We start from the raw sequence: 23,879 nt of genomic DNA, 5'->3' as shown, positions 1-23,879 counted from the left end.
CCCGGAGCCATCGCACTCTACTTGCGATCCCGCTACGCAGAAGAGCGGAGCCATTTTTTAAGCGTGGTCACCCAACGAAGCGATCGCTGATCCGTAGGCCCGATCGATACGCATGGGGCACAGCGTAGTAAATACAGCCACACAGGCGGCGGCTATAAGTAGCCGTCTCGTTGTTGGCCGCGTTGCTGCAGACCGACCCACAACTATGCAGGTCAACAAGTCACTTCAGGAGAGCCGCACCCAAACAGAATCCGCATCCAGAGCGCGCGTCCTCACCTGGACAAACCTCGATCCACGGATACTGGAATCAGCCGCCACAGCACAGTCGTGGCGGACCGTTGCAGTGAGCCGGGGCCGGCGCCCGCGACGGAGTTGAACGGCGGACCGGCTGTGCCCGGACGCCGTTCGCTGAGTGCGGCAGGTCAGAGGTGGCGCCAGGTTTGGCGCAGGCGCAGGACTTCGGTGGCCCAGTGGGCGGGAAGGTCTGGTTCGGGTATGCGTTCGCGGCCGAGGCTGAAGCGGACGTGGCGGTAGAGCCAGTGCAGCGAGGCGTCCGAGCTCGCGACGAGTGTGGACAGCAGTGGTTCACCGACCGGTGTCTCCCGGTCGACGGCGACCAGGAGTTCACCTTGGTCGTCCGGGTGCAGGTGCGGCAGCCCGCCCGCCATCCGCAGCCGCAGGTCACCCCACGTCAGAAGTGAGCCGCCGCTGCGCGCCGCGTCCTTGAGGACGTCCCGGGCGATGGCGGCCAGCTTGTCGATGGTCTCGATCGGCAGACGGTCCGGGGGAGACGGTGCGGTGGCCTTGGGACCGGGGACGGCCTTGACCGGGTCCGCCGCGCGCGGTGCGGCACGACGTGGCGCGCTCGAGGTGCGGGCCTTGAGCTGGCGCTTCCACCGCTTGACGTGAACCTCTTCGAGCACCGGTAGGCGCCGGTCCAACTGACGGCTCAGCGAGCTGATCTCGTCGAGGAATGCGGCGAGTTGCTCGGTGGCCAGGCCGTTGCCGGCACGGCCGAGTTCGGCGAGGACTTGACGGATACGGCGCAGGATCGGGTCCGTGTTCGGATCCTGTTCCTGGCACCACGTCTTCACCTCGCGCATCAACGGCGTGTAGGTGGCACGGTCTTCGGGCGACAGGCGCCGGCCGTAGATGGGTCCGGCCAAGTGGCGCGCGGTCTGGACCGCAGCCAGGTCGCCGGCCTCCTGCGCGGCGCGGATCTCCTGCACGAGCCAGGCGAACTCCGCTCGGGCCTCTGCGAAAGCGGCAGACTCGGAAGGTGGCGCGCCGCCGGGTGACGAGTGGGTCGCCGACAGGGGGGCTCCGTCGTCTGGAGTCACCGATTCGCCGTTGACCTGGGCTTCCAGGCGGGTGAGCGCCGTGTGGAGGTCCTGCGGCAGGGGGCCGGGGCAGCGTCGTTTGAGAATCTTCGAGTGGGCCAGGGCACTGCGCAGGGCGAGAGGCGTGGCGGCGGGGCCGGCCGTCGCGAGGTCGGCGAACAAGGTGCGCAGCGCCGCGTGGGCGACTGCTGCATCACGGCTGTTGATCCAGGTCTGCAGGTCAGTGCGGAGCAGTAGGAGGTTCTGCCGTGGCTCACCGGACAGGCGTTCCGTGGCGATCTGTGAGACTTCCTTGTGGATCTGTCTGGCCTCGTTCAGGTCGTCGGCATCACGGGCCTGCTTGAACAGCTGCGTCAGACGGGCGATGTCTGCTGTCGCCTGCGCCTGGAACGTGCGCTGGTCCTGCCCCGGCGAGACAGGGCTCTTCACGGTGGCGGGCGGAACGGCGGGCGTGCTCTTCTTCGAGGGAGCAGACGCCGCCAGAGGGTGGCCAATGAGGCGGTCGAGGTCGTCCAGGAGCCGCTCGCCCTCGCGTTGCCACGCGCGCAGCTCCTGCCTGCGTTGCCGGACAGTCTCGTAGAGCCGTTGGTGCTGTTCGCCGTCCTTGACCGTGGTGGTCAGGCGGGCGGCGCGACGGCCGGTGGCGTGGGGCAACGTGGCACGGCCCACGGCCAACTGGGCCTTGAGGAGGGTCAGTTGTTCCTGGGCGGCCCGCGCTTCCGCAGGACGGGGCGCCTCCGCAATGGCAGCCGATGCCGGTAGGGGAGGAGCAGGGTGGCCGTACGCCGTATGCGCAGCGCGGATCTGCTCGTCGCTCCACCGGTACAGCGCGGACTCCGAGGCCGGGGCGGGGACTTGGAGCAGGCGCAGCACGGTGGCGAGATAGGACAGGGGACGGCCGGAGGGCGCGCGGACCAGGACGCACAACAGCGGCCGGTTCCGATCTCGCGGCTTGTCGACCTCCACGAGGAGGTCCCGGCGCTTGGGATCGGGCAGGTGCGCGAGATCCAGGCCGATCCGCTCGGCCAGCAGTTTCCACGTGGTGGTGGCCCCCTCCCGCGCCACGTCTTCGAGAGCCCGCCGCAACAGTATGGCGGTGCGGCTGCCCTGGGACTGGACCGGAACGGTGGGGGCCGGGGCGGGCCGCGTGGCGGGCTTCGGCGCGGGCAGGGGCTCGTCCAGGGCGACGGAGGGACGCCACAGGCCGGTACGTTCCGCGTCCAGGCCCTTGAGCCGGATGAGGCTGTCCGCGCGCACCGCCCAGCCGGTGTTCTCACCTGGCCGGTCGGCTTCGGTGACCAGCAGGCGCACCGCGCCCGCCAGCCGGTACACGTACTGCTCGGTGGGGCGGGGTGTGTCGTGGGGCAAGGAGAGCTGGGCCTTGAGGATCCGGTGTCCGGCCGGTTTGATGAAGCCGGATATCAGGTACCGGCCGCTCTCCATGAGGGGTGAGTCGGTGTCCGGCCGGGCCTCGCCATCGATCGCGAAGACGATCTCGGCGCCGCGCAGCGGCAGGCTGCCGGCCGCGGCGTCGTGGCGCGCGGCGCCCTCGCGGATCAGCCCGCGGTTACGCAGTTCGTCGAGGTCGGGGGTGATAAGGCCGTCGCCGGTCATCCGGCACTGCTCGAGCGGGGACCAGACGACGGGGCGGTTGTCGGTGACGGTGCCGATCAGAACCCGGCGGCTGTTGCCGTCGGTTTCGCACCGCACCCGCAGGGCATAGCCGTAGCGGGCCGTCATATCCCGGGTGATGGCGCTCTCCAGCCCGAAGACCCACTCGACATGCCCTTCCTTGGCGGCCAGGCTGTCCGCCGTTCCACGCCAGCTGCGGTAATCGTTGGGCCGCAGCTCGAAGCGCAGGCGTTGATCCGTGGCACGCAGCACGAAGTCCACGGCATCCCCGGGGCCGTGCCCGAGGCTGCACAACTCGGCCTGCGCAGCGTGCCCCTGGCCCGCCAGCCACTGCGTCACGTGCGCCTTGACGTTCCCAGTCAAGTGCTTGTGTTCAGTTGGGCGGGTTGACATGGCCGCTTCCTCCCTCTCTTGGGTTGGTACCGCAGCCCTCATGGGGCACACCGACTCGCAGACCGCGGCAACGTCTTCGCACTGCGTCCGCGCGCTACGTAAGGGCAAATACCCGCTCAAGAACACGGCGGCCGACACAGCCCCAGGTTGGTTGTCCGCCTGGAAGGCCTCGTTCCCCCGCTCGGCCGATGGAGAGGAAAGCGAGCGCTGACAGCACTGCCCAGCCTTTGGCGCGGTGAACCGCCGCTTTCGTGGTCATGCCGTAAGCGCTGAGGAGGAACCTGTCGGCTGCGCCCTGGCAGATCCTGCCGCGCCGATCATTGACGCGGATGCCTTGTCAGGTTCGGCGCGGCGGTCGGGCAGCTGCGGTTTGGTGGTGGGGTGTGACCACGCCGAGCGAGCCCCTCTCGCGCGACGCGATCACCGGGGTCCAGCTATCGCGGTGCTGGAGGAATTGGTTTGAGGGCGGCGAAGGCCTCGTCGAGGAGGTCGACGAGGTTGAGGGCGCCGTCGGAGGTGGTCCAGTGGAAGCTGAACTTCCACGGGCGCTACCCGAACGTCCGCAGCCACGGCGACGGGGCCCTTAGGGCGCTGCGGGATCCGAACGCCACCGAGGAATAGACGCAAGCGGCCCCGGTGCCGCCCCACGGAGGGAGGGGCGGCACCAAGGCCGTGCGTCTCTGAACCCGGGGTGGTGGGCGCCATGCCCACGAGCACGAAGGTCGGGAGCGGCCTGCCCGGCGGGATGCGCCCGCTGCGGGACAAGGACACCACCGACGACGAGTAGGGCGGTCACCGGACCGTCGTGGTCGCCACCACCTTGACCAAGGCGTCCGCGCTGGCCAGAGCCCCGGAAGGGGGAGACGGGAGCCGTCACATCGGCCGGGGCCGTTACGGCTTCGCGGACCCGCTCGGCGGAGGTGGGGCCGTCACCGATAACGGTGACGGCCCCGTCGAAGCCTGGCGGCGCAGGGCCTCGGCGGTCGCCGGTCCGCCCGCGGAGGCACCGACGACCACGACACGTGCGGTCACTTCTCCTCCAGCCGGATGGCCGCGGCGGGGCAGACGGCGGCGGACTCGCGTACCCCGTCGTGGAGTTCGGGCGCGGGGTGCTCGCCGAGGAGGACGGCCATGCCGTCCTCGTCCCGCTGGTCGAAGACCTCCGGAGCGATCAGGACACACTGACCCGAGGCCACACACTTAGGCGCCCTTGGCCTCCAGGGCCTTGGCCGTCGAAAAGTCGGCGTCAACAGGTCAGCGCACCGTGCGCCGCTGGATGGCCGCATCCAACGTCCGGCGGTCAGTCGGACGGCGGCAGCAGTCTCCTCATCAACGCCTCCTCAAGCTCGCGCAGGATGGTGTCGTCATCGACAAAGGAATGCGGCAGGGTGTGCCAGAGGGCGAACTGACCGTGCAGGCCGGTCCACAGCAGGACCCCCAGCGTGTCGGCCTCCTCGCGTTGCTCGGGACAGGCTGCGGCGAGGTACTGGTCAACGGCATCGGTCCACGCGATCAGCACCCGGTCGAGCGGATGCCCGGTGGCGCGCCGGTCCTCCGCCGAAGTCTGCTGCTCCAGGCTGAACATGAGCCGATAGCGGCGGGGATTGTCGACGGCGAACCCGCGGTAGGTGCCCACGATGGCGCGCAGGACACCCCATGCGCCGGCACCGGCCTCGGCGGCCGCGCTTCCGGCCTCGCGCATGGTCGACGCCAGCGCGGCGTACCGGGCATCGAGCACCGTCCGCACCAGGTCGGTCTTGTCGTTGAAGTGCAGGTAGATACTGGGCGCGGCGATGCCCAGCTCGCGGGCGATGCCACGCAGAGACAGGGCGTCCTCGCGACCGGACTCCTCCAGGATGCGGGTCGCCGTGTCCAGAATGTCCTGCCGGAGGCGCTCCCCTTCACCCTGCCGGTAGGGCACACGCCGCTTCTGGGCTGCCGAGTCCACGCTTCCTCCTCCGTACCCCGCCGGTTGCGATCGGGCTTTCATCATCGGCCATCCACGGCTTGCCACCCGTCTGGAACGGGCCTCGCCAAAACCACCTAACGGCGTTAGGCTCACCTCGACAACCACCTAACGGCGTTAGTCACCCTAACGCCGTTAGGTCGATGAGAGGAGCCCTCGTGCCCCCTGGCCCCACGCCCGAATTCGTCCTCGCCCGGCCGAGGACCGCACCCCTCGATCCGCCTCCCGCTTACTCCCGCCTGTGTGAGGAGGCACCGATCAGCCGCGTCACCATCTGGGACGGCCGGCGCGGCGCCTGGCTGGTGACCCGCTTGGGAGGACGCCCGTGCGGTGCTCGGCCACCCCGCCTTCAGCAGCGACCCCTCACAGCCCGGCTACCCGGACGTGCAGCCGGATCAGCCGCCCCAGCCGCCCGGCTTCTTCGCCAACGTCGACGCACCCGTCCACACCACGATGCGGCGCACGCTCACCCGCGAGTTCATGGTCAAGAAGATCGACGCACTGCGTCCCACCATCACCGGCATCACGGGACAGCTGCTGGACGAGATGCCCGGTCACAGGGGCCGGTGGACCTCGTGGAGCGTTTCGCCCTGCCGCTGCCCTCGCACCCCGCTGAGCGGGGGGACTCGGCAGTAACCGATTGGCCCGGGACCGCCTTGAGCGGAGGCGGTCCCGACGCGCCGAATCCGTGGGGACGGGATCGGCGCGAGGTCCCAGGTCCGGCGGTGGACCTTCCCCCAGTCCGCCGCCGGATCCGAGGACGCCACCGCGCTCTCTGAGGGTCCTGTCCGACATGCGGCCTACCCGACAGACTGCAGCCCATCGGACCGCCAGCCGCCGAGCCTCACCTTTCGTAGTCCTGTCCGCTTTTCCGCGTCCCGAAATTCCGTTGCCAGTTCCGAAGGGGCACCCCTATGTCCGAAACAGCCCGCAAGGCACCCAGCGTTCCCGACCCCAACCGCTGGCGAGCCCTCGCATTCATCTCGATCGCCCAGCTGATGGTCATCCTCGACGCGACCATCGTGAACATCGCCTTGCCCTCCGCTCAACAGGACCTGGGCATCTCGGACGGCAACCGCCAGTGGGTCATCACCGCCTACGCCCTCGCCTTCGGCGGTCTCCTCCTGTTCGGCGGCCGGATCGCCGACCTCTGGGGCCGCAAGCGCGCCTTCGTCATCGGTCTGGTGGGCTTCGGCGCGGCCTCCGCACTGGGCGGCGCCGCCACCAACGAGGCGATGATGTACAGCTCCCGTGCCCTGCAGGGCGTCTTCGGCGCCCTCCTCGCCCCCGCCGCTCTCTCCCTGCTCTCCGTGACGTTCACCGACGCCAAGGAGCGCGCCAGGGCGTTCGGCGTCTACAGCGCGATCTCCGGTGCCGGCGGCGCCGTCGGCCTGATCCTCGGCGGCGTCCTGACCGAATACCTGGACTGGCGCTGGACGTTCTTCGTGAACATCCCATTCGCCGCGATCGCCGCAGCCGGTGCGTACTTCGTCATCAGCGAGCCGGAAGGCGGGCGCAACCGCTCGCCGCTCGACATCCCCGGAGTGATCCTGTCCGCCCTTGGTCTGGTCGCGCTGGTCTACGGCTTCACCCGCGCCGAGTCCGACGGCTGGAGTGACTCCACGACCCTCGGCCTGTTCGTCGCCTCCGCGGTCCTGCTGCTCGCCTTCGTCATCACCGAGGCCAAGGTCAAGGCCCCGCTGCTGCCCCTGCGCGTGGTCACCGAACGCAACCGCGGCGGCGCCTTCCTCTCGTTCGGCCTCGCGAACATCGCGATCTACGGCCTGTTCCTCTTCCTCACCTACTACCTGCAGATCGTCAAGGGCTACTCGCCGATCAAGACCGGCTTCGCCTTCCTGCCGTTGGTTGTCGGCACGATGATCGGCGCGACCCAGATCGGCACCCGCCTGACGCCCCGCGTGCCGGCGCGGCTGCTGATGGGTCCCGGCTTCCTGGTCGCCGCGGCCGGCATGTTCCTGCTGACCCAACTGGAGGTCGGCTCCTCGTACGCCGGTCTCCTCCTGCCGACCCTACTGATCGTCGGCATCGGCCTGGGTACCGCGTTCATGCCCGCCATGTCCGTGGCCACGCACGGGGTGGAGTCGCGCGACGCCGGTGCCGCCTCCGCCATGGTCAACACCTCGCAGCAGCTGGGCGGCGCAATCGGCACGGCCTTGCTGAACACCATCGCCGCCTCCGCCATGGCCTCGTACATCACAGACCACATCGCCACGGCCGCGACGAAGCCCCAGCAGCAACTGGTCCAGCTCCAGGGCATGGTGCACGGCTACGCCAACGCCGCCTGGGTCGCCGTCGGCATCGTGGCCGGCGCCGCCGTGATAGCGCTGGCTCTCATCAACGTCGGCCGCCCGAAGGCCGATTCGAGCACCGGCGAGGGACCCGAAGCCCAGGTACCGGTGATCGCACACTGACAATGCCCCTCCCGAGCGGGCCCATGGTCCGCTCCGGCTCCTCCGCATCCGGAGCCGGGGCGGGCCTTCTTCGGTCCCGACGGCCGACAGCAGAGGGCGCTGGTGCCCGGCCTCACCATGGCCACCCCGAGCGAGTCCACGGTGGAAAACCTGCAGCCGCAGATCGAGTACAACTTCTACGGCGCCGTCACCGCCGCCCGCGCCGTATTGCCCGCCATGCGGGAGGCCGGAGCCGGGGCCCTGCTGTTCACCACCGGCGGCGGCTCCATCAACCCCGTCCCCATGCTCGGCAACGTCAACGCCGCGGCCGGAGCACTGCGCAACTGGGTGCTCAACCTGCACAACGAACTGGCGGGTAGCGGCGTGTACGCCGCGCACGTGGCGATCAGCACCTGGATCGGTGACGACGGCCCCGAAGGCATCCCCGCAGCCACCCCCGACCAGATCGCACCCTTGTACTGGGACCTGCACGAGCGCCGCGACCAACCCGAGGCCGTCTTCACCGGCTGACTCACGCCGGCACTCCGTCCGCTGCCCACGGGCGGCGGACGTCGTTCTCGCGGTCGGCCCGAAGCTGCCGGTATGGGCTCGATATCCCAAGTCGGCGATGGTGGGCGGTTCGTGACGGTCGGAGGATACGCCTGCCGGCACGACTTCCGGTGATCATGGAGTGTCGAGTTCGCTGATCACCACAAACGGAAGACCGTGCCTGCTGCGCAGCGCAACGCGTCGGCCCCGCCCTACGGGCCGTACGACCCGCCGCCCGCCGGTTCAGCCCAGACCGTCGGCGCCGACCGGGACGGCGGATTCGTCGAGCAGGGCGTCGGTGACGGTACGGCGCAGTCATAGACCGTATCTCGCTCGCCGAGGTCGCCCGCCGCATCCAGGACGGTGTCCCGCCGTCCCTGCGCGGCCGGGTGTTCGCGGCGACCGCCGACCTGGCGGCGCTCGCGGGGTGGGTCAGCCACGACTGCGGCCGGTACCCCATCGCCCAACGCTTCTGGAGTTACGGCACGTACGCGGCCAGGGAAGCGGGGCGGCGCGACCGCGGGGTGGAGATCGTCACCCGCATGTCGCACCAGATGATCTACCTCGGCCACCCGCAGGACGCCCTCGGTCTCCTCGGCGTCGCCGCGAAGAAGGCCACCCTGCCCGCGACGAGAGCGCTGGTCGCCTCGCAGACCGGCCGGGTGCACGCGGCCCTCGGCGACGAGCGGGAGGCCGACCGGTACCTCGGCGACGCCGACGGCCTCCTGGCGGACGGACTCGGCGACGACGTCCCCGAGTGGGTGAGCTACTTCGACGCGGCCGAGCATGTCGGCGCCCGCGCGGTCTCCGCCCGCGACCTCGCCGGACTCCACCGCGGCCGCCGAGTGGCGAGCGGCCATTTCGAGGACGCCCTGAAGCTGCGCAAGCCCGGCTCGACCGCGTGAAGGTCATGGACCGCGTCGGGCTCGCAGCCGCGCTGCTCGACGAGGGCGAGGCGGAGCGGGGAGCCGCCGCGGCGCACCAGACGCTCGACGACGCGGCCCGCGTCGACTCCACCCTCGTGGCCTCCCGCCTCAACATGCTGCTGGAGGCGGCCCGGCCGTACGAGACCGCCGCGGTGCAGGACGTACGTACCAGGGCTCGGGATCTCGTCACCGCCCGTCCGACCACCATCGCGGCCTGAGACCATCGAGCGCATGGGTAAGCACTCCCGGCGCCTCCTTCGACGTAAGGAGTGCACCACGATCGCGGACAGACCGCACCGCCCGCTCTGGACCTGCTGATGCGCGATTGATGGCGCCACGCGAACCGAGCGAATACGGCCGAGGGCAACGAGGCAGGCACCATACAATTTGGACGCGAACGATTGCGTTGCCCCATGCCTTCACAGGCGGCCCGAAGGAGTGTGCCCGTGCCCGGCCATCGTTCCATCACCGAAGCCGAGAAACTGGCAGAGGCCAAGCTTGGCGGTATCCCCCTACGGCATGACCAGATGGCCGTCGTCGCCAACATCTATCGCGCCGCCTCGGCGGTGCGGCAGCACCTTGAGAATTCCGTGTTGCGCGGCGTCGACCTGACGTGGACTGCCTTCGTGGTTCTCTGGGTCATCTGGGTCTGGGGTGAGCCGGAAACGCGGCACGTTGCAGAAGAGGCCGGGATCTCCAAGGGCACGCTCACGGGGGTTGCCCGGACGCTGGAAAGGCGTGGGCTTGTACAGAGAGCCGATCACCCCACCGACGGCAGGCTGGTGCTGCTCAGCCTGACTGATCAAGGTGAGGAGCTGATGCGGCGCGTCTTTCCGGCGTTCAATGAGGAGGAAGCCTTCGTCACGGGGCAGCTCAGCGATGAGCAGTGCGGCATCGTCGCTGCCGGGCTGCGTCAGGTGGTGCTGCAGGTGGAGGAGAACGGTGAGACACGCCGCCAGGCTCTTCTGGGCGGTGCGGCCCCCGCGCCACGTCGTAGCGGCCGCCGCCGCAAGGCGTGAGCCCACACAGTCCCGGACCACCGCTCCCATAGGGGGTGCGCGGACGGAGAACCGACCGGCCAGTAGCCCCCGTCACAGCTCGAATCGCTCGCCCGGGAAGGTTCCCGGCAGTTTGGCAGGCGACAGCGGCACCTCGGTCCAGATGGTCTTGCCTGTTGACGTGTACCGGGTTCCCCAGCGTTGTGTCAGTTGCGCGACCAGGAACAGACCTCGGCCGCCCTCGTCTTCCATCGCCGCCCGCCGAAGGTGGGGCGAGGTGTGGCCGCCGTCGGAGACCTCGACGATGAGGCCGCGCTCCTGGATCAGCCGCAGACACACCGGAGCGTTGCCATAGCGGATCGCGTTGGTGACCAGCTCGCTGACGACGAGCTCGACGACGAACGACGCGGCTTCGTCGACTCCCCACGCGGCCAGCTGGTCGAGGGCCAGCGACCGGGCTCTTGCCACTTCTGCGGCGTCGCAGGCCATGTCCCACGTCGCCACCAGACTCTCAGCCAGGGCGTGGACGCGGAGCAGCAGCAGTGCGGCGTCGTCCTCGGGGGCTTGGGGCAGGAGCCTGGTGATGACCCTGTCGCAGATCCTGTCCAGTTGGCCGTTCCCGGGCCCGGAGAGTGCGGTGCAGAGAGATCGGATCCCTGCGTCGATGTCTGTCTGACGGTTTTCCACGAGTCCGTCGGTGTACAGAGCGAGCATGGCGCCTTCCTGCAGCTCGATGTCGGCGCATTCGAACGGCAGGCCGCCCAGGCCGAGGGGCGGTCCGGCGGGAAGGTCCACAAGCTCGGTGTGCCCGTCGGGGGTGACAAGTACGGGCGGCAGATGGCCCGCCCGGGCCATGACGCAGTGCCGGGAGACCGGATCGTAGATCGCGTACAGGCAGGTGACGCCCAGTGCCTGGTCCTCGGTCTCGGCCTCGGCGGCACCGGAAGTCGGAATACCGGTCCGCGCCACGAGGTCGTCGAGACGGGCGAGCAGTTCGTCCGGCGCGAGGTCGAGCGCCGCCAGCGCCGCGACGGTGGTGCGCACCCGGCCCATGGTGGCGGCCGCGCCCATGCCGTGTCCGGCGACATCCCCCACCACCAGCCCGACGCGTGCCCCGGAGAGGGGGATGACGTCGTACCAGTCCCCGCCGACGCCAGCGTGTCCGGCCGCGGGCAGATAGCGGTGGGCGACTTCCACGCCCGGTTGTTCGGGCAGGGCGCGAGGGAGAAGATCACGCTGGAGCATGAGTGCGGTCGCATGTTCTCGGGTGTAGCGGCGGGCGTTGTCCAGGCAGACCGCGGTGCGGGAGACAAGTTCTTCGGCGAGCTGGATCTCCTCATGCTCGAAGGGGTCGGCGTGTTGGGGGCGCGCGAAGGCCGCCACGCCCAGGGTGGTGCCGCGGGCCTTGAGGGGAAGGGCGAGCACGTGGGTGGCCGCGTCGGTAGCCGGCGCGTTCTCGGCCAGGCACCGCAGGCTGACGGTGTCCAGTTCGTCGTACGCGGTGTCCTTGGCCGCGGTGTGATCGGTGCGGTGAGCTACCCGGCAGAGGGTGGGGTGGGTGCCGAAGTGTTGTGGTTCCTCCCCGCCCAGGACGGGTTCGAAGATGTCCACGATGACGGCCTCGGCGAATTCGGGGACCACGAGTTCCGCCAGTTCGCCGGCCGTATGCCGGATGTCCAGGGTTCTTCCGATACTGCCGCTCGCCCGGCTGAGCAGAGCGAGACGCTGCCGTGCCACATAGCGGTCGGTGATGTCGAGGCCGGCCTCACAGACTCCGATCGGCCGGCCTTCCTCGTCCTGAAGCCGGAAGTAGGAGCACGACCAGACGCGTTCATGATGGGGGGCCAGGAAAGTGGCGCTCCGGTACCGCACGTCGACCACGGGTGAGCCGGTGCGGGCCACGCGCTGGACAATTTCCTCGACACTTATGACCGGCCGGTCAGCCTCCTCCAGCACCTCGCCCTGCGGCAGAATGTCCTTCAGGAACCTTCCGGCTACCTCCTTGAGCGAGATTCCGAACTGCTTCTCGATCGCGGCGTTGACCCAGCGCACCCGGGCGTCCGTGTCGTAGATCACCAGCTGGACGGGCGATTCCCGGTCGAGTCCGTCAAGCATGGCCCGGCCGAGGGCCTCCCAGTGCGCCAGCTCGGAATCCACTGCCACCAGCAGCCACCCGGTCGCGCCCACCCCGAGGGCGAGCGGGGTGAGAGACAAGGACACGGGCACCGGGCGGCCGTCACCCCGGCGGACCGGCCGGGGGCCGAGCGACCATGCCGTACCACCGTCACCAGCGGCTGAGGAGATGCCGGCTCCCGTTTCGGTATCGGCCAGGACCGCGTCGGCGGACCGGCCGAGGACCTCCTCGGACGCCAGACCGAACAGCTCCTCGGCTTCCCTGCTCCACCCGGTGAACCGCAGGTGCCGGTCCAGCACTGCGGTCGCGCCGCCGGGCGTCGGCATGCCCGAGGAAGGCGTGCCGTGCGGCCGGACTCTCTGGTCATGCCCTGTGAAAATGCTCGTCATCGCCGCTCCTGAGGTTGGTGCAGGAGAACTTCGGCTCATTCAATGTACCGTCGGACGCCCCCGGTGACGCCTGCGCGCGATAGGCCGTGAGAAGTCGGCGCAGGGCGTCGACACTCTCCTCGGTGCGGCCTGGTGCGCCGGACGTGACCTGGTGGAATACCAGGCCGTCCAGGGCCGCGAAGACGATCTCCGCCATGTCCTGCGACACGTCGAAGCAGGCCAGTGCCTCGCGGACGGCGTCGCGGTATGCGTCGTAGAGCACGTCTACGTGGTGCCGCAGCTCCGGCCGCCTGCTCGCTTCGAGCTTCAGTTCGTACTGGAACGCCTGGACGTCGGGGTCGGCCGCGATGAAGTCGGCCAGGGTCGCGGCGAAGTCCTCCAGTCTTCCGCTGGCGGGCACCAGCGAGGACGTCTCGATGCTGCGTGTGACGCACCACCGCAGCGCCTCTTCGAGGAGGGCGTCGCGCGAACCGAAGTGGTGGGCGACCAGCCCGTGCGTGACGCCGGCTTCGGCGGCGACGGCACGGTAGGTCAGCTTCCGCAGGCCGCCCCGGGCCACCACCCTGACGGCCGCTTCCAGGAGCGCCTCCCGCCCTTCGCCGTAACCGGGCCGGGTGTCCTGGCCGGTCTCGCCGTCTGTCTCTGCCGCGGCGTTCACTCGCCCCTCCTTCTGTCTGCCGTCCCCGAAACTCAATCTATCCTATTGACAAGTTATCCAGGTGGATAGATTCTCGCTGCAGCGCACGCCCTCTATCCACTGGAGTCCCCATGGCCATCCCCGAAGGATTGAGCACCACGCCGTTCGCTCCCCGCTACGCGGACCGGGTCGAGGAGTGGATCGACGTCTACGGCAACGCCGTACCGCTGGCCATCGGTGATCCGGCCGAGGAGTACGAGGCCATCCGCACCGCCGTCGGGGCCTCCGAGTACTCGATGCTCTACAAGTGGCATGTCGAAGGTGAGAATGCCGTCGCCACCGTCGACGCCGTCTTCTCGCGCGGCGTCAAGGGGCTGGGCGCCGGACGCATCGCCTACGGGGTCGTGGTCGACGCCGACGGGATGATGCTGGACGACGTGACCGTGGCCGTCCTCGCGCCCGACCACGTCGTCGTCACCGGCGGCAACCCCGCCACCCTGCAGTCGCTGGCCGCTCACGCACCCGCCGGGACCACGGTCACCGAACGCCGCGACGAGTCCGCCGTCCTGACCCTGCAGGGCCCGCGCAGCCGCGACGTCCTCCAGCGCCTCACCCACGTCGACGTGTCAGGTGCCGCCTTCCCCTACTACACCTTCCTGCGCGACGCCCTCGTCGCGGGCATCCCCGCACAGGTGAGCCGGCTCGGTTTCACCGCCGAGCTCGGCTACGAGATCCAGGTCCCGCGGGTGCAGGCGCTCGCGCTGTGGGACGCGGTCTTCGAGGCGGGCACGGATCTGGGGATCAAGGCCTTCGGCGCGATCGCCCTGCTGACCTGCCGCACCGAGGCCGGGATGATCATGGGGGAGCTGGAGTACGACCACACGGTCACCCCGTTCGAGTGCCGGATGGGCTGGGCGCTGGACTTCGACAAGGGCCCCTTCCAGGGCCGGGACGCGCTGCTGGCCAAGAAGGACAGCGTGACCGGCCGCGTCGTCAGCGTCGTCGTGGATACCGCGCCGGATACCGCCGAGGGCGCCCGGCTGGAACTGGAAGGCCGTGACATCGGCTACGTGACGATGGCGCTGCCCTCCCCCGTCCTCGACGGCGCCACCCTCGGTCTGGCCCGGGTGCACCGCGACGCCGTGAAGTCCGGCACCGCGCTGACCGCCGTCGCCGCCGACGGCTCGACGGCCGACGCCACGGTCAGGCCCACACCCGTGTACGACCCCGAGCGCGCCCGCGTGCGGGCCTGACCCGACGGAGATCCCGACGTGCAACGCTACATTCTCACGCTCCACTGCCCCGACCAGCCGGGCATCGTCCACGCACTCGCCGCGGGCGTCGCGGAGGCCAAGGGCAACATCCTGGAGAGCGCCCAGTTCTCCGATCCCGGCACCGGCATCTTCACCATCCGTGTGAGCCTGGAGACACCCGACGCCGACACCGAGAGCCTGCGGGACGAACTCACCCTGCGGCTGGCCCGTTTCGACCCGGTTCTGACCGTCCGGCCCGAGGAGCAGCGCCGCCGGGTGCTGCTGATGGTGTCGAAGTTCGACCACTGCCTGGTCGACCTGCTCTACCGCTGGGGTTTGGGTGAACTGCCCGTCGACATCCCGCTGATCGTCTCCAACCACCCCGACCTGGCGCCGGTCGCGAAGCGGTACGGCATCCCCTTCGTCCACGTCCCCGTCACCCGCGACACCAAGCCCGAAGCGGAGGCCGAGCTGCTGCGGCTGGTGGCCGAGCACCGGGTCGACTTCGTGGTGCTCGCCCGTTACATGCAGGTCCTCTCCGACGACCTGTGCGGCAAGCTGTCCGGCCGGATCATCAACATCCATCACTCGTTCCTGCCAGGCTTCAAGGGCGCCAAGCCCTACCACCAGGCCCACGAGCGGGGCGTCAAACTCATCGGCGCCACCGCCCACCTCGTCACCGCCGACCTGGACGAGGGCCCGATCATCGAGCAGGACGTCGTCCGCGTCGGGCACCGCCACACCGCGCCCGAACTGGTCGCGATCGGCCGGGACGTCGAGCGGATCGTGCTGGCCCGCGCGGTCCGGCTGCACGCGGAGGACCGCGTCGTCCTCACCGGCTCCCGCACCGTCGTCTTCTGCTGACAGCCGCACCGAGAGGCTTGTGTGACATGACCACCGCGACGCTGCTCGACGGGAAGGCCGCGGCAGCCGAGACCAAACGTGAACTCGCCGAGCGGGTGAAGGCGCTGAAGAGCCGGGGCATCGCCCCCGGGCTGGGCACCATCCTGGTCGGCGACGACCCGGCCAGCCGCTCCTACGTCGGCGGCAAACACCGCGACTGCGCCCAGGTCGGCATCGCGTCGATCCGGGTGGAGCTGCCCGCCACGGCGACCCACGCCGAGGTCGAGGCCGCCGTGCTCAAGCTCAACGCCGATCCGGCCTGCACCGGCTTCATCGTCCAGCTGCCGCTGCCGGCCCACATCGACACCCACGCCGTGCTGGAGCTCATCGACCCGGCCAAGGACGCCGACGGACTCCACCCCGCCAACCTGGGCCGACTCGTGCTGGGCATACCGGGACCGCTGCCCTGCACCCCGCGCGGCATCATCGACCTGCTGCGGCGCAACCGCGTGCCCATCACCGGACAACAGTTCTGCGTCATCGGCTGCGGTATCACCGTGGGCCGCCCGCTCGGCCTGATGCTCACCCGCAGCACCGAGCACGCCACGGTGACCCTGTGCCACGAGGCCACCCAGGACACCGCTGCCCACACTCGCGTCGCCGACGTGGTGGTGGCCGCGGCCGGCGTGGCCCATCTGGTCAAGCCCGACTGGATCAAGCCGGGCGCCACCGTCCTGTCCGTGGGCATCACCCGGACCGTCGAGGGCATCCTCGGCGACGTCCACCCCGACGTCGACCAGGTCGCGGGCTCCCTCGCACCGCCGGTCGGCGGAGTGGGACCGATGACCCGCGCCATGCTGCTGACCAACATCGTCGAGGCGGCGGAGCTCGGCTGACCTCGCGTAGGGGGGAGGGCTGGACCGCAAGGCCCTGCCCCCACGCCGTTACGTGCGGCTGGAGAGCCTCACGCACGCCTACACGCGACCGGAGTAGTCGGTGTAACACTCCACCGGGTCCCCCTCGTAGCTCCACGGCCAAGGCATCACCAGTCCGCCGACCGCGGAGAAGACCGGGCCGGCACCGCCGCTGCGGCCCGCCCGGATCAGGGCGTAGGCGAGCATTCCCAGGTCCGCGACGGCGGCCGCGTGACGCAGGTGACCAGGTTGCGGCCAGTGGGCCATGCCCTGGTCCAGCAGCCGTGCGGTGTGCGGCTGCGACCAGTACTGGCTCACGCCCAGCGCCTGGATTCCTCCGCTGCTCCTTTCGCGGTGGTGCTGGCGCACAGCCGCGGTCAGGGGCAGGCATGCCGTCGGCGCGTCCCACGGCATGACCGCGATGGCGTCGTCGAGGAAGTCCCGCAGCGCGGCCTGGCTGCCCTGCTCCTCCGGGGAGAGGTAGCCCAGGATCTGCAGGTGCGCCTCCCGGTGCCATGGATCACGCGCGTGTATCTCGTGCCAGACGAACGAGAGTTCGGAGCTCGGCCGCTTCAGAAGCCGCAGCGCCGCCAGCGCACCCACCCACGGGGTCGGATCGGCCGGGCGGGCATCGGCGGCGACGCGGCAGAGCGCCATGGCTCCACGCGGATCGGTCGCCAGTTCAGCCCAGGTGGCCAGCAGCAGGGCATCCGGGTCGCGGGGCCGGCGTTCGCGCCAGCCCCGGGCCAGCGCGGGTGCGGCCTGCGCGAGGACGCCGACACGGTGGCAGCGGCGGTCCCAGTCGTCACCGGTGGCCCGCAGGAGCCGCTCCACCTGGGCGATGGCGAGGTCCTGCGGTCCGGGGCCGCGGGCGGCGGTGATGCCTTTCAGTACCCGGCCCAGCACAACGTCGTCGAGTTCGGGGGCGAGGCGGGGTACCTGTCGTTTGTGGCCGAAGAGAGCCATGTCTTTTTCAGTGTCTGTTGTGGGCGGCCTGGACCAGCGCGTCGAACAGGCCTTGCTGGGCCGGGTCCTGGTCCGCGGTGTCCTCGGGGTGCCACTGCACTGCCGTGAACCACCCCGGGTGTCCAGGCAGTTCGAGCCCCTCCACCGTGCCGTCGGCGGCCCGCGCGGTGACCTTGAGCCCGGCACCGACGCGGTCGACGCGCTGGTGGTGGTAGCAGGAGGCCTCCGTCTTCTCGGCGCCGGTGGCCCGTTCGAGCAGGGTGCCTCGCTGGATCGCGACCGGGTGCACGATGTGCCGGTGTTCGCGGTCCGCGCCGCCCATGTCCTGTTCCAGGCTGCCGCCGAGGGCGACGTTCACCACCTGCAGCCCACGGCAGATCGCGAGCATGGGCAGGACCGAGTCCAGGGCCCGCCGGGCGACTTCGAGGTCGAACACGTCCTGGAGGTCGTCGACGTCGTAGACGCTGCCATGGGTGTCGGCGGCTCCGTAGCGGTGCGGGGCCAGGTCTCCGCCGCCCGGGAGCAACACGCCGTCGAAGCGGGCGAGCCGCTCGGCCACGTCGGCTCCGGCCGGGTCGGCGGGGTGGAGGCTCACCGGCTCGCCCCCGGCCCGCCACACGGCCTCGACCAGCGCGCGGGCGTTCACCTCGGCGGCGTAGCGCAGCGCGGACGTGGTGGCGGCGAACCGGGCCGGAATCGCGATCAGGGGGCGCGTGTGCGTACGGGTCACAGCTGGATCCAGGTGGTCTTCAGCTCGGTGTACTTCTCCATGGCGTGCGCGGACTTGTCGCGGCCGTTGCCCGACTGCTTCATGCCGCCGAAGGGGACGGTCAGGTCGCCCTCCTCGTAGCAGTTGACCCAGACCGTGCCGGCCTTCAGTGCGCGGGAGACCTTGTGGGCGGTGGACAGGTCGGAGGTCCACAGCCCTGCGGCGAGGCCGTACTCGGTGGCGTTGGCCAGCCGTACCGCCTCGTCCACGTCGTCGAAGGCGAGGACGGACAGGACGGGGCCGAAGATCTCTTCGCGGGCCAGCCGCATGCCGGGGTCAACCCGGTCGAACACGGTGGGCCGCAGGTAGCTGCCGCCGGTCTCGGCCAGGGCCCGGCCCCCGCCCACACGCAGCCTGGCACCCTCGTCCAGGCCGGAGGCGACATGCTCCAGGACCCTGCCGAGGTGGCTGTCGCCGACCAGTGCGCCCATCTCGGTGGCCGGATCGAGCGGGTCGCCCACCCGCAGCTCGCGCGCCCTCGCCACGACGGCCTCCGTGACCTGTTCGGCGATGGACGAGTGGACCAGCAGCCGGGAGGGCGCAGTGCACATCTCACCCTGGTTGAAGAAGATGCCCCAGGCCGCGGTTGCCGCCGCCTTCTCCAGGTCAGGGGCGTCGGGCAGCACGATGTTCGGTGACTTGCCGCCGAGTTCGAGCCAGACGCGCTTGAGGTTGGAGTCGGCGGCGTAGCGCAGGAAGTGGCGGCCGACGGCGGTGGAGCCGGTGAAGGCCAGGACGTCGACGTCGGGGTGGAGGCCGAGCGCCCGGCCGGCCACCGGCCCGTCACCGGTGACGACGTTGAGGACGCCCGGCGGCAGTCCGGCGTCGGTGGCGACGCGGCCGAGCAGGAGGGCGGACAGCGGAGAGGACTCCGACGGCTTCAGGACGACCGTGCAGCCGGCGGCGAGCGCGGGAGCGACTTTCCAACTCGCCAACGTGAGCGGGAAGTTCCACGGCACGACGGCGCCGACGACACCTATCGGCTCCCGGGTGACCAGGGCGAGCGAGTCCGGTGCGGTGTGGGGAGACTCGTCGGTGAGTTTGTCGGCGAGCTGCCCGTACCAGCGGAAGGTGTTGATTGCGGCGCGCAGCTCGATGGCGTACGCGTCCGTGATCGGTTTGCCCATCTCCAGGCTCACGGTCAGTGCCAGTTCCTCGCGCCGCTCTTCCAGCAGTTCAGCGATCCGCAGCAGAACCCGGCCGCGCTCGGCGGGCGCCAGGTGCGGCCACGGCCCTGTGTCGAAGGCGCGGCGCGCCGCCGCGACGGCGAGATCGACCTCTGCCTCCCGCGCGTCGGCGACCCGGACCAGGGTCTGGCCGTCGCGAGGGGAGATCACGGCGAACGATGCACCGTCACCGGCTTCGTCCTTGCCGTCGATGTGGTGCTGCGTGGGCAGGCCGAGTTCCTTGGCGCGGCGCAGCAGTTCTTCATGGGTGGCGTTCAGCACGCGTTCTCCATCTCCGTTTCATCCACGTCATTCGATGACAGACGACTCACGTGTTCGACAAAGGCCCGATACGGCCGGGGCGCGGGCTCCGGCCGTATCGGTGAGGATCGCGGTGTTCAGTCGCTGGTCTCTGCCCTGGGCCGCGTCAGCCTGGCGGCGACGACGCCGAGGATCAGCACCACCGGAACGGTGGCCTGGAGCCATAGGGCCGTGGTCCGGTCGCCGCCGATGAGCGTCGTGAAGTTGGCGATGATGAGCCAGATGGCACCCGCGATGCCGAGCGCGCCCAGTACGGGGGCGATCAGGGTGTTCCAGAGGCGGGTGTCGGCGCCGGAGCGGCGGAAGTACACGATGACCGAGACCGAGGTCAGGAAGTACAGCAGCATGATGCCCAGGACCGCGACTCCGCTGAACCAGGAGAAGAGGGTCAGCACCGGGTCCTTGCCCAGGACCGCGAAGGGCACCACGAGCAGCACCGCGATCACGGTCTGCACGGTGCCCGCCACCCAGGGCGAGTGACGCCGGTTGATGGCGGTCAGGCCCTGCGGCAGGAGCCCTTCACGGCCGAGAGAGAACAGGTAGCGGTTGGCGGAGTTGTGGAAGGCCAGGAGGCCGGCGAACAGGGACGTGGCCAGCAGGATCGGCAGCACGTCGTTGACCCAGCCGCCGAACTGGGCGGCGATCGGCGCGAAGACGAAGGCCGCGGCGTCACCGCTCTCCAGGGCCTTGCCCGCCTCGGCCGTGGCCTGGGACGCACCGTGCGCGGAGATGAGCATCCACGAGGTGAAGGCGAAGAAGCCGGTGATCACCACGACGGACAGGTAGGTGGCCCGGGGAACGGTCTTGCGAGGTTCACGGGCCTCCTCGCCGTAGATGGCGGTGGCCTCGAAGCCGAACATCGACGCCACGGCGAACATCAGCGCCACGCCGGGAGCACCCTGGAGCGCGACGGACGGCGAAAAGCTGTCCGTGAGGCCGAGCCCCTCGGGGCCGCCGCCCTGGAAGAGCGTCACGAGGGCGAAGACGATCAGGACGCTGAACTCCGCCAGCACGAAGACAGCGAGGATCTTCGCGCCCATCTCGATGCCCGAGGCGCCGAGCACCTGGACGATCACCATGGTGACCAGGGCCCAGACCCACCACGCCACGTGGGCACCGGTGTGGTGCTCGACAAGGCCGCTCATGATGCTTCCGTACAGCCCGTACATGCAGGCCTGCACGGCACAGTAGGAGAAGAGCGCGACCGCGGCGCTGCCGGAGCCGGCCGAGCGGCCGAGTCCCTTGCCGATGTAGGTGTAGAAGGCGCCGGCGTCCACGACGTGGCGGCCCATGGCCACGAAGCCGACCGAAAACAGCAGGACGATGACGCCGGCCGCGAGATAGGCGGCCGGAGCGCCTGCACCATTGCCGATGGCGATGGCGATCGGCACAGCGCCGGCGATGCCGGTCAGTGGCGCCTGGGCGGAGAGAACGAAGAAGAGGATGCCGAGGACACCGAGAGAGTTGGGCTTGAGTCTGCCTGCCATGGATGCATCATCAGCAGTCTGCGTGACGACCGCGGTCTGACTGTCCACTCGAATCACCTGCCGGGGACGGGGAGGGGCGGAGTTTGTTTTGGGCCAAACGAGTTGCCCCATGGTGGGCCGGAACTATCCGTTTGGCAAGGGGTGTGGGGAGATCCTTTGCGCGGCGGCGGAGTTCCTACACGGTGGAAACCGGGGGACTCGCGGCACGTGCGACGGATTACGCGGTCACCCTCTCCACGCGCCGCATGACGTCCCGGCAGAAGGTTCCGATGCCGTTGGGGTCGTCGATGAACTGGTTCGGCTTGATGCAGAAGGTGGTGAAGCCGAGCTCCAGCTGCTCGGGAATGGAGGCAAGGGCGGTGCCGAGGTCGGCCGGTGAGCGGTCGTCGGGGAACACGGCCTGGGTGCCGCCGATCATCTCCAGGTCGGCGATGTCGCGTCCTGCCCCGGTCAAGGCGTCCCCGAGCTCCCGCATGTCTTCGGGTGCGGGTCGTCCGAGCGGGTGGAAGCCGTGGCCGTACCGCACGAGCCGCCGCAGCAGCGGGCCGTGCATGCCCTGTCCTCCGAACCACAGCCGCGGGCCGTCAGGACGGTAGGCCTTGGGCTCGAAGTAGACGTCCTGGAAGGGATAGTGCTCGCCGTCGTGGGAGACCGGGGACGGTCCCCAGGCCTTCGCACAGATCTGAAGGTGCTCGTCCAGCAGCCGCCCGCGCTTTCCGAACGGCACGCCCAGGGCCGCGTACTCGTCCCTGCTCCAGCTCACCGTGGGCTGCACCACGAGGCGGCCCTCGCTGAGCAGGTCCAGGGTGCCGAGTTCGCGGGCGAGCAGCAGGGGGTGGCGCAGCGGTGCGAGGACGGCCGCGGCGGCCAGCCGGAGGCGGGAGGTGACGGAGGCGATGGAGGCGAGCAGGAGCAGGGAGTTCGGCCAGGGGGTGTAGGGGTCCTGGTTGCCCGGGAGGGCGTAGTCGCGGGGGTTTCCCATGACACCGGCGGCCCCGGCGTCCGGTCCGAGCACGATGTGTTCGCTGACCATGACCGCGTCGAAGCCGGCGTCCTCGGCCTCGCAGGCCCACCGTACGGCGGTGGGCAGGTCCGCCCGGCCGCCGGTCAGCGTCCAGTTCTCGCTCAGGACGAGCAGCATGCGGGGAGGGGTGGGTGCGGGCACGGGTGGATGTCCTTCACTCGCGGGGATTGCGTCGAGGCTGCGTGCGGCTGGATGACGGCAAAGATGCCCGCCGCGTACTCCTGTGGCGGGCCCACGACGGCCGGACCGCTGTCGCCGGGGCCGTTCTCCGGTGGCCCGGCGCCATCGGTGACATGCCGCGTTTCCGTCTACTCGTGCACCGTGATGGCCTGGAGCGGACATACCTCGGCGGCCTCGTGCAGTTCCTCGGCGCTGTCCTCGTCCACGTCGGCCACGTAGACGTCGGTCGCCCTCGACCGCAGGGACAGGCGTCCGTCGTCGTCCAGCGCGAACAGGCCGGGGGCCGCGTACACGCACTGGCCGTGGTCCTGGCACTTCTTGAGGTCGACTTCGACCTTCATGACGGCTCCTGTCTCTCTCGGTTCTCGCAGGGGTCGGGGGATCAGAGGAAACGGACGGGGAGGCGGGTGATCGTGCGCAGGAACTCGGTGTGGGCGTAGGCGGGTTCACCGGCCAGCTCGACACCGGAGAAACGGTTGACGATCGAGCTGAAGACGATGTCGGCCTCGGCGCGGGCCAGGATCTGGCCGGCGCAGCCGTGCATGCCGGAGCCGAAGGCCAGGTGCTGGCCGGCGGCGACCGGCCGGGTGTGGTCGAAGGTGTCGGGGTCGGCGAAGACCTCCGGGTCGCGGTTGGCCGAGGCGATGAGCAGGGCCAGCGCCTCTCCGGCCGGTACCGTGGTGTCGCCGATGGCCGTGTCCTGCGTGGTCAGGCGCACCACCATCGACTCGGGCGTGTCGATCCGCAGGATCTCGTTGATGATGCCCGGCCGTGCTTCCGGCTCGTCCCGGTAGTCGGTGAACAGCCCGGGCTGCTGCGTCATCAGCCAGATGCCGTGGTTGATCAGGTGCTTGACGTCGAGGTGGCCCACGGCGAAGAACAGCAGGATGGTGTAGACGACTTCTTCCTCGGTCATCCTGCCCTCGTCCTGCGCGGCGATGAAGGCGTCGATCAGGCCCTCGCCGGGATGGGCTCGTTTGTCGGCCACGAGCCGGCGGATGTGCTCGGCGTACCAGGCGAACGCCTCCGTGGTGGCGCGGGCCTCGTCGTCGTTGCAGCCGGGGCCGAGGCTCAGCCCGATCTCGTAGGTCTTGCGCTGGATGGTGTCCATCTCGGTCGGCTCGATGCCGAAGATGTGACAGGTGGTGTCGAAGGTGCACTTCAGGGAGAGGCCGTCGGCCGCGTCCAGGGTGCCGTCGCCCTTCTCCGCCTCGTCGAGCACAGCCTCCACGGCGGCACGCATCACCTTGGACCACTCCTCGACCGCCTTGGGTGTGAACCAGCGGTTGGTGATCCGCCGCAGCCGCGTGTGGTCGGGGGCGTCCTTGCCGAGCATGGTGTGGTGGATCGGGGTGGCCGGCCCGAAGTCGAGCTGTTGCGCGCTCAGGGTGGGGTTGCGGATCAGCCGGGCGACGTCCTCGTAGCGGGAGACGACGTACAGGCCGACCGGATGCCTGTAGACAGGGTGCTCCTGCCGCAGCCGCGCGTAGTACGGGTACGGGTCCGCACGGAAGCCTGGGTCACGGAAGGGCAGCAGATCCTCGGTGGCGGACGCGGGTCCGGCCGTGGTGACGGTCATGT

Annotated in this window: 23 protein-coding genes; 11 read left to right on the top strand and 12 right to left on the bottom strand. The window is 69.9% G+C overall.

The genetic code is table 11. The annotated features are described in order from the left end of the window. Positions 1–422: 422 nt before the first annotated feature. Complete coding sequence (locus OHS82_RS10245; RefSeq protein ID WP_328433728.1) at positions 423–3,503, bottom strand: hypothetical protein; 3,081 nt, start codon at positions 3,501–3,503, stop codon at positions 423–425. 360 nt (positions 3,504–3,863) lie between these two features. Here OHS82_RS10245 and OHS82_RS10240 point away from each other — a divergent pair, with 360 nt between their 5' ends. After that, positions 3,864–3,986, top strand: coding sequence for a hypothetical protein (locus OHS82_RS10240; RefSeq protein WP_319290802.1), 123 nt, complete (start codon positions 3,864–3,866; stop codon positions 3,984–3,986). A gap of 407 nt (positions 3,987–4,393) precedes the next feature. Here OHS82_RS10240 and OHS82_RS10235 read toward each other — a convergent pair whose 3' ends face one another. Beyond that, positions 4,394–4,561, bottom strand: coding sequence for a ferredoxin (locus OHS82_RS10235; protein ID WP_229878594.1), 168 nt, complete (start codon positions 4,559–4,561; stop codon positions 4,394–4,396). 104 nt (positions 4,562–4,665) lie between these two features. Beyond that, the gene (locus OHS82_RS10230; RefSeq protein ID WP_319290806.1) at positions 4,666–5,313 is read right to left on the bottom strand and encodes a TetR/AcrR family transcriptional regulator; all 648 of its coding nucleotides are present in this window, start codon (positions 5,311–5,313) and stop codon (positions 4,666–4,668) included. Positions 5,314–5,661: 348 nt separating this feature from the next. Here OHS82_RS10230 and OHS82_RS10225 point away from each other — a divergent pair, with 348 nt between their 5' ends. From OHS82_RS10225 to OHS82_RS10195, 7 genes are all read left to right on the top strand, one after another. Beyond that, positions 5,662–5,967: a hypothetical protein gene (locus tag OHS82_RS10225; RefSeq protein ID WP_319290809.1), complete on the top strand. Its 306-nt coding sequence runs from the start codon at positions 5,662–5,664 to the stop codon at positions 5,965–5,967. 278 nt (positions 5,968–6,245) lie between these two features. Next, positions 6,246–7,763 (top strand): MFS transporter, encoded by a 1,518-nt coding sequence (locus OHS82_RS10220; RefSeq protein WP_319290811.1) that lies wholly within the window; start codon positions 6,246–6,248, stop codon positions 7,761–7,763. Positions 7,764–7,880: 117 nt separating this feature from the next. Next, positions 7,881–8,273 carry an SDR family NAD(P)-dependent oxidoreductase gene (locus OHS82_RS10215; RefSeq protein ID WP_319290814.1) on the top strand — a complete coding sequence of 131 codons (393 nt, stop codon included), beginning with the start codon at positions 7,881–7,883 and terminating at the stop codon, positions 8,271–8,273. A 195-nt stretch (positions 8,274–8,468) separates the two neighbouring features. Continuing rightward, complete coding sequence (locus OHS82_RS10210; protein WP_165269958.1) at positions 8,469–8,612, top strand: hypothetical protein; 144 nt, start codon at positions 8,469–8,471, stop codon at positions 8,610–8,612. Between the two features lie 68 nt (positions 8,613–8,680). Continuing rightward, on the top strand, positions 8,681–9,196 hold the full coding sequence (locus OHS82_RS10205; RefSeq protein WP_319290819.1) for a hypothetical protein: 516 nt from the start codon (positions 8,681–8,683) through the stop codon (positions 9,194–9,196). Positions 9,197–9,201: 5 nt separating this feature from the next. Further along, positions 9,202–9,435: a hypothetical protein gene (locus OHS82_RS10200; RefSeq protein ID WP_328433727.1), complete on the top strand. Its 234-nt coding sequence runs from the start codon at positions 9,202–9,204 to the stop codon at positions 9,433–9,435. A 228-nt stretch (positions 9,436–9,663) separates the two neighbouring features. Beyond that, on the top strand, positions 9,664–10,236 hold the full coding sequence (locus OHS82_RS10195; RefSeq protein WP_069757829.1) for a MarR family winged helix-turn-helix transcriptional regulator: 573 nt from the start codon (positions 9,664–9,666) through the stop codon (positions 10,234–10,236). 72 nt (positions 10,237–10,308) lie between these two features. On the opposite strand, the gene OHS82_RS10190 is transcribed toward OHS82_RS10195, so the two are convergent. Together OHS82_RS10190 and OHS82_RS10185 are read right to left on the bottom strand one after the other, a co-directional pair. Next, a complete protein-coding gene (locus OHS82_RS10190; protein WP_319290826.1) occupies positions 10,309–12,738 on the bottom strand; it encodes a SpoIIE family protein phosphatase in 2,430 nt (809 codons plus the stop codon). Then, positions 12,713–13,396 carry a TetR/AcrR family transcriptional regulator gene (locus OHS82_RS10185; RefSeq protein WP_319290828.1) on the bottom strand — a complete coding sequence of 228 codons (684 nt, stop codon included), beginning with the start codon at positions 13,394–13,396 and terminating at the stop codon, positions 12,713–12,715. Before OHS82_RS10185 ends, OHS82_RS10190 begins: the two co-directional genes overlap by 26 nt. 110 nt (positions 13,397–13,506) lie before the next feature. Between OHS82_RS10185 and OHS82_RS10180 the strand changes: the two genes are divergently transcribed. From OHS82_RS10180 to OHS82_RS10170, 3 genes are read left to right on the top strand one after another with little or no spacing between them, the layout of a single operon-like run. Beyond that, positions 13,507–14,628, top strand: a complete 1,122-nt coding sequence (locus OHS82_RS10180; protein ID WP_319290830.1) for an aminomethyltransferase family protein — start codon at positions 13,507–13,509, stop codon at positions 14,626–14,628. A gap of 18 nt (positions 14,629–14,646) precedes the next feature. Continuing rightward, entirely contained in the window at positions 14,647–15,492 is an 846-nt protein-coding gene (purU, locus tag OHS82_RS10175; protein ID WP_319290833.1) for a formyltetrahydrofolate deformylase, read from the top strand. A 26-nt stretch (positions 15,493–15,518) separates the two neighbouring features. Then, a complete protein-coding gene (locus OHS82_RS10170) occupies positions 15,519–16,367 on the top strand; it encodes a bifunctional methylenetetrahydrofolate dehydrogenase/methenyltetrahydrofolate cyclohydrolase (protein WP_210582061.1) in 849 nt (282 codons plus the stop codon). 78 nt (positions 16,368–16,445) lie between these two features. On the opposite strand, the gene OHS82_RS10165 is transcribed toward OHS82_RS10170, so the two are convergent. From OHS82_RS10165 to OHS82_RS10135, 7 genes are all read right to left on the bottom strand, one after another. Further along, positions 16,446–17,351, bottom strand: a complete 906-nt coding sequence (locus OHS82_RS10165; RefSeq protein WP_319290840.1) for a hypothetical protein — start codon at positions 17,349–17,351, stop codon at positions 16,446–16,448. Between the two features lie 7 nt (positions 17,352–17,358). Beyond that, positions 17,359–18,081 carry a gamma-glutamyl-gamma-aminobutyrate hydrolase family protein gene (locus OHS82_RS10160; protein WP_266928415.1) on the bottom strand — a complete coding sequence of 241 codons (723 nt, stop codon included), beginning with the start codon at positions 18,079–18,081 and terminating at the stop codon, positions 17,359–17,361. Next, a complete protein-coding gene (locus OHS82_RS10155; RefSeq protein WP_319290844.1) occupies positions 18,078–19,568 on the bottom strand; it encodes an aldehyde dehydrogenase in 1,491 nt (496 codons plus the stop codon). The genes OHS82_RS10160 and OHS82_RS10155 overlap by 4 nt, the downstream gene beginning before the upstream one ends. A gap of 116 nt (positions 19,569–19,684) precedes the next feature. Then, the gene (locus OHS82_RS10150) at positions 19,685–21,142 is read right to left on the bottom strand and encodes an APC family permease (protein WP_210582057.1); all 1,458 of its coding nucleotides are present in this window, start codon (positions 21,140–21,142) and stop codon (positions 19,685–19,687) included. 169 nt (positions 21,143–21,311) lie between these two features. Continuing rightward, a complete protein-coding gene (locus tag OHS82_RS10145; RefSeq protein WP_328436047.1) occupies positions 21,312–22,235 on the bottom strand; it encodes a TIGR03619 family F420-dependent LLM class oxidoreductase in 924 nt (307 codons plus the stop codon). A 191-nt stretch (positions 22,236–22,426) separates the two neighbouring features. After that, positions 22,427–22,639 carry a ferredoxin gene (locus tag OHS82_RS10140; RefSeq protein ID WP_069757840.1) on the bottom strand — a complete coding sequence of 71 codons (213 nt, stop codon included), beginning with the start codon at positions 22,637–22,639 and terminating at the stop codon, positions 22,427–22,429. A gap of 41 nt (positions 22,640–22,680) precedes the next feature. Further along, the gene (locus tag OHS82_RS10135) at positions 22,681–23,877 is read right to left on the bottom strand and encodes a cytochrome P450 (protein ID WP_319290848.1); all 1,197 of its coding nucleotides are present in this window, start codon (positions 23,875–23,877) and stop codon (positions 22,681–22,683) included. Positions 23,878–23,879 lie beyond the last annotated feature (2 nt).

The organism is Streptomyces sp. NBC_00425 (assembly GCF_036030735.1).
In the GTDB taxonomy this organism is placed as follows: Bacteria; Actinomycetota; Actinomycetes; order Streptomycetales; family Streptomycetaceae; genus Streptomyces.
Note: the sequence above shows the minus strand (reverse complement) of the source record. Positions and strands in the feature narration are given on the sequence as shown.